Here is a 16,687-nt window from a genome sequence, read left to right as displayed (position 1 = left end):
GTCAGCCTAACGAACGCACCGTTTCGCTGTCTGTAGGCTGATCGCCCTCCTTCGGATAGGCGAGCAGCGTTTTTCGCCGCCGTCCGCGCAGCTGTACCTCGTCGCCGGTTTCCCACTTGTCCTGCTCGCTTTCATCGGCGAAATACAACGCGCTGCCGGAGGCCAGGGTGCGGCCCGGCTGGTCTTTGGCGAGCTCGGTCAGCCGGGAGGCCTCGTTGACCGGATCGCCGATCACCGTGTATTCGAAACGATTTGCGGCGCCGATATTTCCGGCGACGGCCAGACCCGCCGATACGCCGATACCGATATCGAGGCCGGGCACTTCGCGCAGCACCTCGCGCAGTTCGCGGGCCGCGGCCAGCGCGGCGGTCGGCGCGTCCGGCCGGTCCAGCGGCGCGCCGAAGATGGCCAGCGCGGCGTCGCCGACGAACTTGTTGACGAAGCCGTTGTGCCGGTCGATCACGTCGACCACGATCCGGAAGAACTCGTTGAGCAGGCTCACCACCTCGGTCGGCGGGCGCTCGGCGGCGGTCGCGGTGGAACCGACCATGTCCACGAACAGCACGGCGACGAACCGGGTTTCACCGCCGAGCTCGGTGCCGTAGTCGAGTGCGCGCTGCGCGACCTCCTCGCCCACGTGCTGACCGAACAGTTCCTGCAGCTGGCGGCGCTTGGCGGCCTCTTCCATCATCCGGTTGAAGCCCACCTGCAGCAGGCCGATCTCGCTGCCGTCGAACACCTCGACCTGGACGTCGCGCGCGCCCTCCTGCACCCGGTCGATGGCCTGGCTGAGCTGGCGCACCGGGTCGGAGATGCTGGAGCCGGTGAGCATGGACAGCGCCAGCGCCTGCAGGATCACCACGCCGCAGAGCAACAGGATGGAGATGGCCAGCGATTGGGCGGAAAACTTCACGTCCGAGGAGATCTGGGTGATACACAGCAGCACGATCGCGATGGTGGGGGCGAAAGTGCCCATGCCCCAGGTCATTGCCATCCGGGTGCCGACACCGGGGGTCAGCGTGTGGTCGAACGTGCCAGCGGTCAACGCCGCGGCGGCGACCGGGCGGAGGATGCGTTCGCCCAGCATGTAGGTGAAGCCGAACACGATGGTGGCGGCCATACACAAGGTGACGATGACCGCGCCCGCCAGCTTGGGTTCGTCGGTGATGATCAGCAACGCCAGGATCGCGCCGCCGATCAGCCAGAGCGCCAGATGCAGGATGGCCTGCCGCAGCGGGGCGTGCAGCGCGGCCATCTGCTCTTGGCGGCTCGGTGGTCCGCCGCGCATCTGCCAGCGCATCACCGGGCGCAGCATCAGTGCGGACGCGGCCATGCTGAGCAGGCCGCCGGTCAGGAAGACCAGCGCGGGGATGAACAGGCCGGTGCTGCGCGCGCCGTCGTGCGCGCCCTCGGGCACCGGCAGCCCGTACTGGATGAAGGCCCAGACCAGCACCGCGCCGAAGGCGTTGGCCAGCAGCATCGAGGTCAGGTACAGCGGCCAGCGCGTTCGCATGGTCTGTTTGACCGCTTCCAGGGGCGCTGACACAACCAACAATCTAGCGTTTCGATCATGCGCGCCTCGCCGCGGCGCTGTCGCGCCCCCTGGCATTCGCCCGGCTCGCGCAGGCTGAGGACGGACAACTGTCTGCTTCGCTCGTTATGCTCGGCCAGGTGACGGACCCGAAGCCGAGCTCGAAGCGGAAAGCCTCCCTGACGCGGCCTGCCGCCGACTCCGTGCACCCGATCGTGCGGGTGTCGGCGGAGTGGGGCTGGCGACTGCTGATCATGTTCGCGGTGGTGCTCGCGCTGGCCGCGATCGTGCAGAAGCTGGCGACGGTGGTCATCCCCTTGGCTATCGCGCTGCTCGCGGCGGCGCTGCTCGCGCCACTGGTCGACTGGCTACAACGACTAGGCGTGCCGCGGTCGGTCGGCGTGTTCGTCGCCTTGGTCGGATCGCTCGGGCTGGTCGCGGGGGTGATGACCTTTGTCGTCGAGCAGTTCATCGCGGGCGTGCCGCAGCTGTCCGACGAATTCACCAACAGCATTCACAAGATCCAGGATTGGCTGATCACCGGCCCGCCGCATCTGAGCAACGATCAGATCCGCAATGTGGGCGACCAGATCATCAAGACCATCCAGTCCAATCAGGACCGGCTCACCAGCGGTGCGCTGACCACCGCGACGGTCATCGCCGAGCTGCTCACCGGCACCTTCCTGACCCTGTTCATCCTCATCTTCTTCCTCTACGGCGGCGATCAGATCTGGCGCTTCGTCACCCGGATCATCCCCACCGAACAGCGCGAGAAGGTCCGCACCGCCGGACAACTCGGATTCGGCACGCTGGTCGGGTTCGTCCGCGCCACCGTGGCCGTCGCGGCGGTGGACGCCATCGGCATCGGCACCGGGCTCGGCATTCTCGGTGTGCCGCTGGCGCTTCCGCTGGCCTCGCTGGTGTTCATCGGCGCGTTCATCCCGATCATCGGCGCGTTCGTCGCCGGGTTCGTCGCGGTGTTCATCGCGCTGGTGACCAAGGGGCTGATCACGTCCCTGATCGTGCTCGGCATCATCATCGCGGTGATGCAGCTGGAAGGCCATGTGCTGCAACCGTTGCTGCTCGGCCGGGCGGTGAGCATCCATCCGCTGGCGGTGGTGCTGGCGATCACCGCGGGCGTGGTGCTCGGCGGGATCGCGGGTGGTCTGCTCGCGGTGCCGTTCGTCGCGGTGATGAACACCGCTATTCGGTCGCTGCTCACGGAAAGCCCGGAGGAGTTGTTCGAGGAACTACAGACCGGGGAGGTCGAGCCGGACGATCCGGATCCGGGCCGGTTCGATGTGGCGGCGACCTTGGCGAAGGAGGACACTCGCGAAACCCGGGTCGCCGAGCCGGAATCCGATGATGGCGCGCCGAAAGGCTGAGCCGCGCTCGTCCGACGTGGCGACCACGCCGCTGTGGCGGGCCGCGCAGGCGTTGCGGCTGGTGACGCTGCTGTACGCGGTGCTGCAGCAGGTCGCGTCGGCGCCCTACTACCAGAATCAGCGGTTGAGCTGGGTGCTCATCGCCCTGATGGCGGTGTGGTCCGGTGCGTCGGCGATCATGTTGTCGCAGTGGCAGTTTCCCGACGTGCGGCGGGTGCGCGTCTGGGTGGTCTTCGGTGACCACGTGGTGGTGATCGTGCTGATGGCGGCCACCAGGCTGGTCGCCGACTACGACTGGTACCACGGACATCAGACGCTGCCGACCACGCTGTGGGCCACCAATGCGGTGATCGGCGCGGCGATCCTGCGCGGGCCGATCGCCGGGGTGCTGTCCGGCGCGTTGATCGCGGCCGTCGCGTTGACCGTGCGCGACCAGTGGGGGGAGGACGTGTGGACCGATGCGACCGTGCCGGTGCTCGTTTCCGTCGGCCTGGCACTGGGTTTGGCGGCCAATACCGCGCGCCGGGCGCAGGACCAGCTCGAACGCGCGGTCCGGTTGACCGCGGCTACCGAAGAGCGGGAACGTCTTTCGCGTGAGGTGCATGATGGCGTGCTGCAGGTGCTCAGCTACATCAAGCGGCGTGGCACCGAGATCGGCGGGCCCACGGAGGAATTGGCGCAGCGCGCGGCGGAACAGGAAGTGGCGCTGCGGGTGCTGATCAGCGAAAGCGCGGTGCGCGAGGATTCCGGCGGGGCCGAGGTCGATCTGCGTCCGTTGCTGACCGTCCATGCGACGCCGTCGGTGTTCGTGTCCACCCCCGGTAATCCGGTGCCCATCGGACGGTGGGCGGGCGCGGAGATCGCGGCGGCGGTGGCGACGGCGCTGTCCAATGTCGCACTGCACGCCGGACCCGACGCGAAAGCTTATGTGCTGCTGGAAGATACCGGGGCAGAGCTGGTGATCAGCGTGCGCGACGATGGCGTCGGTATTCCGCCCGGTCGACTGGCAGAGGCGGAAGCCGAAGGGCGGCTAGGGGTTTCCCGATCTATCGTCGGCCGGATCGAGGCGCTCGGCGGGACCGCCGAACTGCTCACAGAGACCGAGGGCGGGGTCGGATTCGGCACCGAGTGGGAATTCCGGGTACCGCGAACATGAGACCGTTGCGATCGACCCAGGAGGTGTGGCGTGACCGATAACGTTGCCGCCGAGGCTATTTCGGTGATGGTGGTGGACGACCACCCGATGTGGCGCGACGGCGTCTCGCGCGACCTCACCGAGGCGGGCTTCCACGTCGCCGCCACCGCGGACGGGGTCGGCGCGGCGACCAGGCGGGCGGCGGCGGTGCGGCCCGCCGTGGTGCTGATGGACATGCAGCTGCCCGACGGAAACGGCGCCCAGGCCACCGCGGAGGTGCTGCGCGTCTCGCCGGACAGCCGGGTGCTGGTGCTCTCGGCGTCGGCCGAACGCGACGATGTGCTCGACGCGATCAAGGCGGGCGCGTCGGGTTACCTGGTGAAGAGTGCGTCGGTAGCGGAGCTGATCGAGGCGGTGCATGCGACCGCGGCCGGACAGCCGGTCTTCACGCCCGGCCTGGCGGGCCTGGTCCTCGGCGAATACCGGCGGATGGCCACGGCACCGGCCGAACCCGACGAGCCACACCGCCCGGCACTGACCGATCGGGAGACGGAGGTGCTGCGCATGGTGGCGAAGGGGTTGTCCGCCAAGCAGATCGCGTCCCGGCTCGGACTGAGTCATCGGACCGTGGAAAATCACGTCCAGGCGACCCTGCGCAAGCTGCAGCTGGCCAACCGGGTCGAGCTCACCCGCTATGCGATCGAGCAGGGCCTCGACGAGTAAGCGGTGACCGAAAGTCGTACACCGTTATCCGGGATCGCCCTGATACATCTCGGCCTGCAGATCGGTAATCTCGAATCATGGGCGGACCCGAATCGGAATCCAGTGGCGTCGGCTCCGGAGACGCGATAGGCGACCGGGATCTACGCGTGTCCGACGTCGAACGCGAGCATGTCGGCCAGCTATTGCAGCGCGCCGTCGGGCTCGGCATGCTCTCGCTCGGGGAGTTCACCGAGCGGATGGACACCGCGCTGGCCGCGAAGACCCGCGGCGAGCTGAATGCCGTGCTGATCGATCTGCCCGGCGTCCGCCTGGTCGGCCAGCCCGCCGCGCCGCGGTCGACCTTCGTGAACACCGCGCCCTCGTTCGTGAAGCAGCACCGTCCGGCGCCGGCCCCGCTCGGCGTGCCCACCGTGCCCGGCGGCGTGATCCGCTCTCGCCTGTCCGGGGTGAACAGGCGCGGGCCATGGCATGTCGCGCCGTCGCTGCAGCTCAACAGCTGGCTCTCGGGGGTGACCCTGGATTTCACCGAGGCGATCATGTCGACCCAGGTGGTCGAGTTGACCGTCGATGACTACTGCAGCTCGCTCACGCTGATCCTGCCTGCGGAGGCGACCGTCGATCTCAACGACGTCGACCTGATCGGCTCCAGCGTGAACAACAAGGTGCGCACCGGACCGCCGTTCGGACCATTGCATCTGGTCGTGCGCGGTCGCATTCGGTTCGGCTCCATCACCGCCAAACACACCTTCATGGCGCATTGGCGTCGAATGATGGGCAACTGACCGTTCGGGTCAGGTGTTGACGCCGATCCGGCGGGCGAAGGCGCGCAACGGGACTCGGCGGTCGTGATCGAGTAGTTCGGAAACGATGTGGCGCGGCAGCGACTGGTATTTGAGCCAGTCGGCGCCACCCACTCGTTCGGCGGTGAGCAGCGTGTCGAGTGCGCGCTGATGCTGGCCGGTGCGAGTCAGCGCGACCGCGGTATCGGTGAGATGGCGCGCGCGGGAGGCCTGCGGGAGGCCACCGTTGGCGGGCATCGCCTTGGCGGCGGCCAACGCCTCGGGATAGCGCTCGGAGGACACGTTGACGTCGACCGTCTGCATGACGACTTGGGAAGGGCCGAAATAGGTTTCGTAGTCGCGGCGGTCGCTGCCGAGACGCAGTGCGACCTCGCCCGCGGCCTCGACCAGCGACAACGCATCGGGTATCGCCTGCGCCCGGCCCGCGGCGGTCGCGCTCAGCAAGACCAGCGAGCCGTACGCGGACAGGTGCTCGGGGGTGACCTCGCCGCTCGGTTCCAAGCTCGCCGCGGCACGCAACGCGACCCGGCGCGATTCGTCGTAGCGGCCCTGCACGAGCAACTGCCAGGCGACCGAGCCGCGGATGGTGCCGAGCAGCAGCGGGTCGTTGCCGTCCTCGGCCGCTGCGAGCGCCTGCCGGATCGCCAGGAACGCCGGATCGGTCTGGCCGAGGTGCACCAGCGTGCAACCGGTGACCCAATACATCCGGGCCAGCAGCTCATTCGCCGGCGCGACCGACCCGTTGCGCGCGGCGTGGACGGTGGCCCGCAGCTGGGTGAGCCCCGACGGCAGGATCGAGGTGAGCAGTTCGTAGCGGCCGACCCAGTAGGCACCCCACGCGTAGTCGACGGCGCGGCGGCCTTCGTCGAGGCTGATCGCCGCGTCCTCGTTGGTCTCGCCGAGCAGGTCGTCGACCGGGGTCAGCGCGCGGCGGATGGCGACGATGCCCGAATCGGGATCGCTGGACGGCACGCCCGCGCGTTTACCGATGAGGTCGGCGATGTCCACATCCAGTGCGCGGGCCAGCTTCTGCAGGCTGGCGATCGAGGCGGTCTGGCGGCCGCCCTGCTCGAGTTTGCGCACCAGGTCGACGCTGACTCCGGCCTGATCCGCGAGCTGGCGCTGGGTGAGCGCCTTGCCGCGGAACAGGCGGATGCGAACGCCGATCGACGAATCGTCCATGTACCCAATTCCTTTTGTTACATCTAAGTTTCAGGGTACGACGCTAAATCACCGAACTCGACCAAAGTGGGACATTACGTACGACTCGTTGACTGCTGGATGGAATACCGTTGCCTTTCTGCAACTTTGATAGCAAAAGGCGGGACCTCCGCGATCCGGTCCGCTGTTCTCGCCGAAGGGTAAATCCATGTTCGAGCGCTGTCATACCCCACTCGATATCGCCCATCTGCTCCGCGACCTGTACGGCCTCCCGGTCCAACTGCTGGCCGGCCGCCCGATGGTCACCACCGGCTCCATCCTCGGCGCCATCGTCATGCCGCCCGACCTGGGCCGCAAAGTCCTCGCCACCCTCGACCGCACGCACACCGCCCCCGTGATCGCCGACCCCGGCGAACGCAACTGGACCTTCCTGGTCACCCCGCCCACCCCGGCCCACCCCGTCGAGGTCCCCGTCCGCCGCTACCTGGCCGGCCATCACGTCACCATCGTCCCCGGCGGCCACCACATCCTCCTCCCCACCACCGACTCCACCCTCGGCTGGCACTGGGCAGGCGAACCGGCCCCCGGCGCCCTCCGCATGCCCCCACGCCAAGCCGTCATCAACGCCATCCACCAGGCCACCACCCTCCAAACCACCACTCCCTGACCACCTGCCGAGACCGACCCCCACCCGCTGCATCGGGGTGGGGGTCGGTCGGCGTTCGCACGCGGAAAGTCGGGTAGATATTTGGGGTCTACCGGGGGGAATTACTCATGCTGGTAGGTGGGGTGGGCGGACAGCATGGGGTTATGACCACATCTATCGATCCGGCGTTGATTTCGCGCATCTCGGGGGAGTTCTCTGCGTTGGGGGCGCAGATGGGGGTGCTTGGGCGGGATTTGGAATTGTTGCGGAATCAGGTTGTGGGGGGTTCGGTTGGGGTGCAGGGGGTTTCGGCGGGCGCACCGGTTGAAGGGGCTCCGACTCCGGCAGCGCCGGTGACGGGTCCGTCGGCTCAGGTGCCGTGGCAGCAAGTTCCGCCCGGCATGGTTCCGTCGAGTTCGCCGGTACCGGCGTATGTTCCGCAGTTCGCTCCGGCGATGCCCGGATGGGCTGCGGGGGCGCAGGGTGGGGTGATGCCGCCGCAGGCCGGGCGGATGCCGTCGCGTGGGGCAGTGCCGCCGGTGGGTGCGCCGATGCTGCCACCGGGAATGCGGCCGCCGCCTCCGCCGCGGCTGGGGCCGCCGGTTCCGCATACGCCTTGGTGGCAGCGGGACGGGGTGATCAGTCGGGTGCTCGCCGTGGCCGGGGTGGCCGTCACGTTGATCGGTGTGGTGATGCTGTTGGTGCTGGCCGCGCAGGCGGGGTGGTTCGGGCCGGTGCCGAGGGTTGTTGCGGGCGCGGTGTTTTCGGCGGCGTTGGTGGCAGCCGGGATGCGGGTGTTCGGGCGGGTCGGTGGCCGAGTTGGCGGGATTGCGTTGGCGGCCACCGGTATTGCGGGGGCATATCTCGATGTTGTTGCGGTGACTTCGATTTACCACTGGTTGCATCCGGTGATCGGGTTTGCGGTGGCGTTCGGTGTCGCCGCTATCGGCGTCGCGCTGGCGATGCGGTGGCAGTCGCAGCCGCTGGCGGTGTTGGTCGTGGTCGGCGCGGCGGTGTTGTCGCCGGTGCTGACGACGGAGTTGGTGTTGCTCGCCTTCCTGATCGTGTTGCAGTTGGCTTGTGTGCCAGTGCAATTGGTTCGGGACTGGCCGTATCTGCACGTGGTGCGGACATTGCCCGCGGTGCTGGCCACGTTCCAACTCATCGCTGGGGCGATGCTGAGTGGCCCTTCGGTTGAGGAACGTCCGTTGCTGTTGCTCGCCGCGGTGGCGGTGGCAGCGGTGGGGCTGGCCGGAACTGTGTTGGTCGTTCGCCGCAGGCCCGCTGACCTCACCGCCTCGCTGATGCTCGCGCTGGCAATGGTGCCGATGCTGGCCGCGCCCGGGCTGTATGAGCTCGATCGACCGATCGCGGCAACGATCGCGGGGATCTTCGCGATGGTGTTGCTGGCGGTGGCCGGAACCGCGCTCGTCCCGAAATTGACTGCGGTAGCGAAGATTCCGAGTCACACCGCAGCCGTCGCAGCCGTCGCCGGGTCCCTCGCGCTACTCGAGGTCTGTGTTGCGGTGACCGATCCGCGGACCTTGCCGACCGCATGGTTCCTGGTGGCCGTGGGCTTCCTCGGCGTGGCAGGCCAACGACGCTCCGGCTTCACGGCGGGCATCGGCGCGGCCTTCGCAACACTCGGCGCCTTGGCCTTCCTGAACATCGCCGGACCGGATGTCCTTGCTTCCCAACAGCGTTCGGCGGAAAGCCTCAGCGTCTCGACGGTGCTAGGAGCAGTGCTCGCTATCGCTGTGGTTGCCGTAGCGGTGTGGAGCGCACGCCGACTGCCGAGCATGCGGAGCACCGCCGAACTGCAGTGGATCGTCGCAAGCATCGCCGGTTTATACGCGGTAACCGCAGCGACAGTTTCGATCGGCATCGCGACCGGCGCGGACGACGGCTTCGTCATCGGCCACAGCGCCGCAACCATCCTGTGGATGGCAGGCGCCACCACCGCCCTGTTCTACGGACTCCGCAACATCGGCAAAGCCACCGCAGTAGCCAAGCTCGCCCTCGGCTCCGGACTACTGGTCACCGCAGCAGCTTTGGCCAAACTCTTTCTGTTCGACCTGGCCACCCTCGACGGCCTGGTCCGCGTAGCCGCGTTCCTCGCCGTCGGCGTCCTACTACTCGTCGTCGGAACCAGGTACGCGCGAGCGTTCGCCGAGGCGGGGACGAACTCGCGCGAACCAGGGGAAGCGCCGACCCCGTGACCCGGCCCCCGGCGGTAGCTCCGGACCGCAACCTCCTGTGTTCGGTAACGACCCGGCCGTGTCACAGAGCGCAAACCTGGTCGTCGAGCGCCGGAATGCCGGTGTAACCGCGCGGCTTCGGTCACGGTCAACAAGCGGTGCTGCGCTCGGACTACTCCCGATCGCGTCGGCGAAGCAGTTCGTTGACGCTGACGGTGCGCCCGTCTCCGCCGGAATGCCGACCCTCGTCCGCCTTGCCGGACCGGCGAGACGAGCGGAGTCCGGCCATCCAATCCTCGATGCTGTTGCGGTTCGGGTCGCCGGGATCGGTCGAATCGTCCACTGCGGCAGCGGGTTCGGGGGCTGCGTGATGGGTGGGCGGCTCCGCGGGGGTGGGCGAGTCCTGTCGCGGCGCGATGAATTCGGTGTATGCGGGCGGATCCAAGGGGGCCAGCGAAGGTGTCGGCTGCGTCGGCTCGAACTTGGCCTCGGGACGTCTGGCTCCCTGGGCCGACGGTGTCGGAACAGACGGAGGTGTCGGAACTATCGATGGCGCGGGCGGCTCGAAAGGACTTGCCGCAGGCGATTCGAACGCCGAGAACGAGGTCCCCGCAGACGTTTCGGACCGAGCACCACCGATGTCGAAGGGCAACGCGGGCGGAGCCGGTCGCGGCCCGGTGGGATCGTGCGGAATCGCCGGGAAAGGTATGGGTGGCTGCCCATTTGGGGTTACCCCCGTGGCCGGAGTACCGGCCGGACGTGGCATGTTCGGATCCGACAGGAACCCCGACGGCGGCGTCGGCCGCTGCCGAGTCGGGTCGAGCGGAGCCGGTGCCGGAGAACCGGGCGGCTTCGGTGGAGCGGGCGGAATCTTGTTGAGATGCTGGGTGGGCGCCTCGGCCTCGATCTCCTCCACCGTGCGCGGCCGCCGCGGCTTGCGCGGCCGATTGCCGTTGTCGATGGCGGGGATCTGCATGGTGACCGGGTCGGTGATCGGTGTCGTCTTGACCAGGTCGACCACCTCACCGCCGCCGGGCCGCTCGTCGTCGAGGATGGGCTCGCCGAGCCCGATCTTCTGCTGGATCTTCTTCATCCAGGCGGGCGCCCACCAGCAGTCGTCGCCGAGCAGCTTCATGGTCGCGGGCACCAGCAGCATGCGCAGAATGGTGGCGTCGATGAAGAGTGCGGCGATCATGCCGTACGCGAGGTACTGCATCATCACCAGATCCGAGAACGCGAACGCACCGGTGACCACGAGCAGGATCAGCGCGGCCGCGGTGATGATGCGGCCGGTCTGCGCGGTACCGATGCGGACCGCCTCGGTGGTCGAGGCGCCTTGGGTGCGCGCCTCCACCATCCGGGACAGCAGGAAGACCTCGTAGTCGGTGGACAGGCCGTAGATCACCGCGATGATCAACACCAGCACCGGCGACATGATCGGCTGCGGGGTGAAGTTCAGCAGCCCGGCCCCGTGCCCGTCGACGAAGATCCACGTCAAAATGCCGAGCGTGGAACCCAATCCGAGCGCGCTCATCAGCGCGGCCTTGATCGGCAGCACCAGCGAGCCGAAAGTCAGGAACATCAGCAGGGTGGTGACCAGTAGCACCAACCCGATCATCAACGGCATCCGGTGCAGCAGCGCGTCGATGCTGTCCTTCTGGATCACCGGCTGCCCGCCGACGTACATGGTCACGCCGTCGGGGACGTCGATCGCGCGCAGATAGTCGATGGTCGGGTCGGCGTCCTCGGAGTCGGCGAGGGTCGCGCTGGTGCGATAGACCTGGTTGTTGGTATTCGATCGGGACGGCACGTCGAAGGTACCGTTGAGGCCGGGCGCCTGCTTGGCCGCGGTCCACGCCTTGCCGACCTTGTTGCTGTCGTCGGAGACGAACACCAGCTGGATCGGGTCGGATTTGCGCAGCGGGAAGATCGAGTCGAACTTCGCCTGCGCTAGCCGGGTCGTATTGTCCGGCGGCAGATATCGCTCGTTGATGCCGCCGAAGGCCAGGTTCTTGACCGGAATGATCAACAGCAGCAACAGGATGCAGATCGGGATCGCGATCTTGAGCGGATGCTGCATCACCCAGCGGGTGGACTTGCCCCAGAAGCCGTTCTCCACCTCATCGGCGGTCTTCGTCTTGCGGAACCGCTTGAACCCGAACATATCCACGCGCGGACCGAGCACGCCGAGCATCGCGGGCAGGATGGTGATCGAGGTCAGCGCCGCCAGCGAGACGGTGGCGATGGACCCGTAGGCGATCGACTTCAGGAAGCCCTGCGGGAACAGCAGCATGCCGCCGAGACTGGCGATGATCATGGTCGCGGAGAACACGACGGTGCGGCCCGCGGTCATCACCGATCGGCGCACCGCGGCCGGGGTGCTGTAGCCCTCCGCGAGTTCCTCACGGAATCGGCTCACGATGAACAGGCCGTAATCGATCGCCAAACCGAGGCCGATCATCGAAACAACCGGTGCGACGAACGAATTGACCTCGGTGAATCTGGTGATGAAGAGCACGATGCCCTGCGCGCCGATCACCGTGAGACCGCCGACGATCAGCGGCAGCCCGGCGGCGACCAGACCGCCGAAGATGAAGAACAGCAACACCGCGACGGCGGGGATGGCCAGGATCTCCATCCGGTGCTGATCCTCGGCCATGGTGTCGTTCAGCGTGCCCGCCACCGCCTGCAGGCCGGCGACCTGCACGTCTACTCCCGGAATGGTGAAGACGTCCTTCACTTTCCGGAAGTTGTTCAGCATCTCGGTGTCGTTGTTGCCCTTGATGGCGATCGACGCGAAGGTGTACTTCTTGTCCTTGGAACCGAAGGTCAGCGGCGATGTCTGACCCGTCTCGGTCGGCCAGTAGGCGCCGTTGATCTTGCTGATCTCCGGGTAGTCGTGCGGCAGCCGGTTCAGGCTGTCGACGACCTTCTGCTTGAAATCCGGATCATCGATCGTCTTACCGTCCGGCGCGGTGTACAGCACGATGACGTCACTGTTGTGGTCGCGCCCGAAGGCGGCGTCCGCGATCTGCGCACCCCGCGAGGATTCCGACGTCGGGTCGTCCCACCCGCTGGAGCTGAGGTGGTCGCCCAAACCGAGGCCGTACCCGCCCAGCGCCAACAGCGCGGCCGCGACGATGCCGATGACGCCGAAGCGCAGCTTGTAGACCAGATCGCCCCAGCGTGTGAACACTTAAGCGACTCCTTGCGCTGGGCGAGAGGTGAGCAGCGCCGTGAGCGGCCGGAACGGCTGCAGCCAGGCGCCCTCGTCGGGCAGCGAGTCGAGGCTGACCCTGGGCAGTGGTTCACGGAATACGCCCGGGATGTCCTCGAGATCGATGAACTCGAGGGTATCGGATGTGACGGCCCAACTGGCATGCTCGCGGAAGCCGAGTACCTGACAGGGTATTCCGCTCGCGGCCAGTTCTTCGAGTGGTTCGCGGAACGCCTGGCCGTCGGCCGAGGCGACCATGATGCCGGCCAGTCCGGCACCGCGGCTGCGCAGTTCGATGTGCGCGAGCATGTCCGCGTCGACATCGGAGTCCTCGTCGATCTTGGGCTTCGCGAATACCGCGTAGCCGACGTTGCGCAGCGCCTCGACCCACGGCCGCACCACGTCGGCGGTGCCGGGCGCGATATTGGTGAAGACGGTCGCTTCCGGTTCGACCCGGTGCACGGTGCCGACCGACAGTTCGGCGGTGCGGGCCAGCAGCCAGCGGCCGAGCGCGTCGAATCGGGGACGGTAGGCCGCGGTCGGCCGCCCGCCGAGAATGGCCCCGAGGCCCATGTCGAGGTTCGGGGCATCCCACACCAGCAGGACCCGGCGCACATCCGGCGTTGCGCCACCCAGACCTTCCGATCCGGTTCCCTGCACCTCCCCGGCAACATCGACCACCTCGTGGGCCATCTCACTGACACTCATAATTGAATCTTCCCCCATATGAGCTCAGTAATGGCGCTACCGGCACGATGTGCCTTGCCCTCGAATTTCGTGACGGGCCTTTCGAAACCGATCGGCGCGCTGTCGCGATGGTCCGCGCTGACGCCGCCTGTGGCCTCGTTAAGGCCTTTGAGCAGCGGTTCTTCCGCGCCTACCGCGGCAATGTGTTCCGCATAGTCCGCGTGGTCTGTCGCGACATGCAACACACCGCCCGGTTTTAGTCGATTGGCGATCAACGCGAAAGTCGCGGGCTGCAGCAGGCGTCGTTTGTGATGACGCGCCTTCGGCCACGGATCGGGAAAGAAGACTCGAACGCCGGTCAGCGATTCGGCAGCAATCATGTTTTCCAGTACGTCGACGGCGTCGCCGCGCAGCAGCCGGATGTTGTCGATCTGTTGCCGTTCGATGCGCTGCACCAGCTGGGCGAGACCGGGCCGATACACCTCGATGCCGATCAGGTTCAGGTGCGGTTCGGCCTGTGCCATCGCCGAGGTGGCCGTGCCGGTGCCGCAGCCGATTTCGACGACCAGGGGCGCTTCCCGGCCGAACCAGGCGGCGGCGTCCAGCGGTTCGTCGGCGACCTCGCGGCCGATCGTCGGCCACATGCGGGCCCACGATTGCTGCTGTGTCGCGGTCAGCGCGCCACGGCGCGACCGGAAGCTGGTTACGCGTGGGTACAGGCGAGAGCCGGTGTTGTTCCGGGGCTCGCCCTCATTCCGGGCCGAACCTGTGGACGGCGGGCCCGGAACTGACTCGGCAGTATTGTTCGCGGCGTCGTTCACGGCATCCATTGTCCAGCATCGGCGCGGTGGTGCGGCAATCGAGTGCGTGCTTGCCGTCCATCGGGAGGTCAGGCGGCGCGTGCGCGGTCGATCCTGGCCACCGGCGCGCTCTCCTGTCGCAGCGGTCGGCCCAGGGCGACCTTGGCCGCGGTCACCATCATCTCGTACAGGCCGCGCGCTCCGGTCAGTGATGCGGCGACCGACCACACGGTGCGGTCGCCCACGTCGCTCACCGGTTGCCCGGCCAGCCGGTCCGCGAGCCACTCCAGGCTGATCGGGGTGGCCAGTGGCAGCAGCGAGAAGTGTTCGCTGAGCCGGTCGCGCACATAGGTGACCTGCGCGCCGCCGCGCCGGTAGCGCTCGACCTGACCGTCGATGCCGTCCAGATGGATCACCTGGTCGTGGATCGGCTGCACCACCAGCAGCGGGCAGGTCGGCGTCGAATTGCCAAGGCGCAGATCGTCGAACATGGCCTGGAACTCCGGCGTCGCGATCACCTCGTCGAGCGGACGGCTCAGGTAGTCGTCCATCCGCTTGTTGGCCAGGCCGAAGATGGCGCCGAACGGCGTCGCGTTTTCCGCGCGGGCCACGAAGCGGCGGCCGTCCAGGGTGAGTTCGTTCTGCAGCATCGCGCCGAGTACGGGATAGAGCCTGCGCAGCGCCGCGATCACGATGGCGGGCAGGCCCGCGTAGCTGGTGCCGTTCAATCGGGCGAAGACCTGGCCGGGGTCGCCGACCGGTGCGCCGAGCACCGCGCCGACGATGTCGAGTTCCGGCGCGTAGGTGGGTGCCATCTCGACCATCCAGGCGCTGGCCATGCCGCCGCCGGAGTAGCCCCACACCGCGATCGGCGTGTGCGGGCCCAGGCCGAGCGGGGCGAACCGCTGCGCGGCGCGCACGCCGTCGAGCGCGCGGTAGCCGGGTTCGCGTGGCGCGCCGAAGTTTCCGCGCGGGCCCTCGTGATCGGCGATGCTGACGGCCCAGCCGCGGCGCAAGGCGTTCGCGACCAGCAGCCACTCGAACTGGGTGACCGAGCCGAGCGCGCGGGCGCCGTAGCGCAATGCGTAAGAAGGAGAACATTTCTCGGTGACGGCGTCCATCGCGGTCTGAAAGGCCAGCAACGGCCGGTCTTCTCGCGGATCGGCGTCCAGCGGCAGCAGCACCGTGGTGATCGCGGCCTCCGGCGTGCCGTGCATATCGCAGCTGCGGTAGAGCAGCTGCCAGGCCGAGACCTGCTGCGGCACAACACCGAACAGCGCCAGTTCGATCTTGCGGCTGCGCAGGATGGTGCCGGGCGGCTTGGCCGCGAAACCCTTGGGCGGCCGATGGAACGGGTCGCTGCTCGGCAGCAGCGGTTTCCCGTCCGCTAGGGCGGGCTCCGTATCGGCAGTGCCGATGACATCAGCTGTCATCGCGACCTCCTCGTCGGTGCGGCCTCGCGCATTCGCGCTCGCAAGCGCTCCTGGAGGTCGATGCGCCGCGTTCGAAAAGCGAAGTTGCGCACCAACAATGGCGCCGACCACTTGAATGCAGGGTAAATGACCGGTCGGGCTCTGGGAAGCCCGCTCCTACCTGGTCGACCGCACTAGACTGCCCGGTATGGGCAGACCGTCAGTGTTCATCACCGGTGCCGCGGCCGGGATCGGCCGGGCGACGGCCCTGCTTTTCGCTGCGCAGGGGTACCGCGTCGGCGCCTACGACATCGATGAAGTCGGCTTGACCAGGCTCGCGGCCGACGTCACCGGCACAGGTGGCAGCGTGCACACCGGAATACTCGATGTGACGAATGCCACCCAGTGGGCCGAGCGACTCGCCGAATTCCACACCGCCGCCGGACAGCTCGACATCCTCATCAACAACGCGGGCATTCTGCGCGCGGGTCCGTTCGAGGGCCTCGAACTGTCCGCCCATCAGACGATCATCGACGTCAACCTCGGCGGCGTGCTCACTGGCACGCACACCGCGTTCAGTTATCTGCGCGACACTCCGGGCGCCCAGGTGGTGAACCTGTGTTCGGCGTCGGCCATCTACGGCCAGCCGGAACTGGCCAGCTACGGCGCGAGCAAGGCCGCGGTCAAAAGCCTCACGGAGGCCTTGGATCTCGAATGGGAGCACCACGACATCCGGGTGATCGCGATCTGGCCGCTGTTCGTGGACACCGCCATGGTGCACGGGGTGGAAACCGGCACGACGAAGTCGCTCGGCGTCCGGCTCACCGCCGAGGACGTCGCGGCGGGCATCTGGGACGCCACCCGCAAGCGCGGCAGGCTGCCCAAGGTGCACTACGAGATCGGCGCGCAGGCGAAGGCCCTGGCGGTCGCCGCCAAGTACGCGCCGAACTGGGCCGTGCGCACCGCGAACAAATACTTCAGCGGTACCTGAG

General features: G+C 67.6%; 13 protein-coding genes. 7 read left to right on the top strand and 6 right to left on the bottom strand.

The genetic code is table 11. The features are described 5' to 3' along the window. Position 1: 1 nt before the first annotated feature. Positions 2-1,513, bottom strand: a complete 1,512-nt coding sequence (locus ACFWF1_RS01715) for an adenylate/guanylate cyclase domain-containing protein (RefSeq protein ID WP_379284445.1) — start codon at positions 1,511-1,513, stop codon at positions 2-4. Between the two features lie 158 nt (positions 1,514-1,671). Here ACFWF1_RS01715 and ACFWF1_RS01710 point away from each other — a divergent pair, with 158 nt between their 5' ends. The 4 genes from ACFWF1_RS01710 to ACFWF1_RS01695 all read left to right on the top strand — a co-directional run bounded on the left by ACFWF1_RS01710 (position 1,672) and on the right by ACFWF1_RS01695 (position 5,556). Further along, positions 1,672-2,916, top strand: coding sequence for an AI-2E family transporter (locus ACFWF1_RS01710; protein WP_379283987.1), 1,245 nt, complete (start codon positions 1,672-1,674; stop codon positions 2,914-2,916). Then, complete coding sequence (gene macS / locus ACFWF1_RS01705) at positions 2,897-4,072, top strand: MacS family sensor histidine kinase (RefSeq protein ID WP_379283989.1); 1,176 nt, start codon at positions 2,897-2,899, stop codon at positions 4,070-4,072. The genes ACFWF1_RS01710 and macS overlap by 20 nt, the downstream gene beginning before the upstream one ends. A 66-nt stretch (positions 4,073-4,138) precedes the next feature. Beyond that, on the top strand, positions 4,139-4,774 hold the full coding sequence (locus tag ACFWF1_RS01700; protein ID WP_379284447.1) for a response regulator: 636 nt from the start codon (positions 4,139-4,141) through the stop codon (positions 4,772-4,774). Between the two features lie 125 nt (positions 4,775-4,899). Continuing rightward, positions 4,900-5,556 carry a DUF1707 domain-containing protein gene (locus tag ACFWF1_RS01695; RefSeq protein ID WP_379284449.1) on the top strand — a complete coding sequence of 219 codons (657 nt, stop codon included), beginning with the start codon at positions 4,900-4,902 and terminating at the stop codon, positions 5,554-5,556. A gap of 9 nt (positions 5,557-5,565) precedes the next feature. On the opposite strand, the gene ACFWF1_RS01690 is transcribed toward ACFWF1_RS01695, so the two are convergent. Then, on the bottom strand, positions 5,566-6,756 hold the full coding sequence (locus ACFWF1_RS01690) for a helix-turn-helix domain-containing protein (protein WP_379283990.1): 1,191 nt from the start codon (positions 6,754-6,756) through the stop codon (positions 5,566-5,568). A 187-nt stretch (positions 6,757-6,943) separates the two neighbouring features. Between ACFWF1_RS01690 and ACFWF1_RS01685 the strand changes: the two genes are divergently transcribed. Continuing rightward, positions 6,944-7,402 (top strand): hypothetical protein, encoded by a 459-nt coding sequence (locus tag ACFWF1_RS01685; protein WP_379283991.1) that lies wholly within the window; start codon positions 6,944-6,946, stop codon positions 7,400-7,402. A 434-nt stretch (positions 7,403-7,836) separates the two neighbouring features. Then, entirely contained in the window at positions 7,837-9,600 is a 1,764-nt protein-coding gene (locus ACFWF1_RS01680) for a DUF2339 domain-containing protein (RefSeq protein WP_379283993.1), read from the top strand. A 151-nt stretch (positions 9,601-9,751) separates the two neighbouring features. Here the strand turns inward: ACFWF1_RS01680 and ACFWF1_RS01675 are convergent, their stop codons facing one another. Genes ACFWF1_RS01675 through ACFWF1_RS01660 form a run of 4 tightly spaced genes read right to left on the bottom strand, consistent with a single transcriptional unit; the run spans position 9,752 to position 15,716 of the window. Beyond that, positions 9,752-12,775, bottom strand: coding sequence for an MMPL family transporter (locus tag ACFWF1_RS01675; RefSeq protein ID WP_379283995.1), 3,024 nt, complete (start codon positions 12,773-12,775; stop codon positions 9,752-9,754). Beyond that, complete coding sequence (locus ACFWF1_RS01670; RefSeq protein ID WP_357384686.1) at positions 12,776-13,504, bottom strand: NYN domain-containing protein; 729 nt, start codon at positions 13,502-13,504, stop codon at positions 12,776-12,778. Continuing rightward, positions 13,501-14,313, bottom strand: a complete 813-nt coding sequence (gene trmB, locus ACFWF1_RS01665) for a tRNA (guanosine(46)-N7)-methyltransferase TrmB (RefSeq protein WP_379283997.1) — start codon at positions 14,311-14,313, stop codon at positions 13,501-13,503. Before trmB ends, ACFWF1_RS01670 begins: the two co-directional genes overlap by 4 nt. Positions 14,314-14,372: 59 nt before the next feature. After that, on the bottom strand, positions 14,373-15,716 hold the full coding sequence (locus ACFWF1_RS01660; protein WP_379283998.1) for a lipase family protein: 1,344 nt from the start codon (positions 15,714-15,716) through the stop codon (positions 14,373-14,375). A 187-nt stretch (positions 15,717-15,903) separates the two neighbouring features. On the opposite strand from ACFWF1_RS01660, the gene ACFWF1_RS01655 reads away from it, so the two are divergent. Further along, positions 15,904-16,686, top strand: coding sequence for an SDR family oxidoreductase (locus tag ACFWF1_RS01655; RefSeq protein ID WP_379284000.1), 783 nt, complete (start codon positions 15,904-15,906; stop codon positions 16,684-16,686). The last annotated feature ends 1 nt before the right edge of the window (position 16,687 follow it).

The sequence above is a fragment of the Nocardia sp. NPDC060255 genome, from assembly GCF_042727395.1.
Classification (GTDB): domain Bacteria; phylum Actinomycetota; class Actinomycetes; order Mycobacteriales; family Mycobacteriaceae; genus Nocardia.
Note: the sequence above shows the minus strand (reverse complement) of the source record. Positions and strands in the feature narration are given on the sequence as shown.

Bases quoted from the DNA above. Each gene is read 5' to 3' on its own strand.
- ACFWF1_RS01715 (WP_379284445.1), bottom strand. From the start codon at position 1,513: ATGCGAACGCGCTGGCCGCTGTACCTGACCTCGATGCTGCTGGCCAAC.
- macS (WP_379283989.1), top strand. From the start codon at position 2,897: ATGGCGCGCCGAAAGGCTGAGCCGCGCTCGTCCGACGTGGCGACCACG.
- ACFWF1_RS01700 (WP_379284447.1), top strand. From the start codon at position 4,139: ATGGTGGTGGACGACCACCCGATGTGGCGCGACGGCGTCTCGCGCGAC.
- ACFWF1_RS01690 (WP_379283990.1), bottom strand. From the start codon at position 6,756: ATGGACGATTCGTCGATCGGCGTTCGCATCCGCCTGTTCCGCGGCAAG.
- ACFWF1_RS01685 (WP_379283991.1), top strand. From the start codon at position 6,944: ATGTTCGAGCGCTGTCATACCCCACTCGATATCGCCCATCTGCTCCGC.
- ACFWF1_RS01680 (WP_379283993.1), top strand. From the start codon at position 7,837: ATGCCCGGATGGGCTGCGGGGGCGCAGGGTGGGGTGATGCCGCCGCAG.
- ACFWF1_RS01670 (WP_357384686.1), bottom strand. From the start codon at position 13,504: ATGAGTGTCAGTGAGATGGCCCACGAGGTGGTCGATGTTGCCGGGGAG.
- trmB (WP_379283997.1), bottom strand. From the start codon at position 14,313: ATGGATGCCGTGAACGACGCCGCGAACAATACTGCCGAGTCAGTTCCG.
- ACFWF1_RS01660 (WP_379283998.1), bottom strand. From the start codon at position 15,716: ATGACAGCTGATGTCATCGGCACTGCCGATACGGAGCCCGCCCTAGCG.
- ACFWF1_RS01655 (WP_379284000.1), top strand. From the start codon at position 15,904: ATGGGCAGACCGTCAGTGTTCATCACCGGTGCCGCGGCCGGGATCGGC.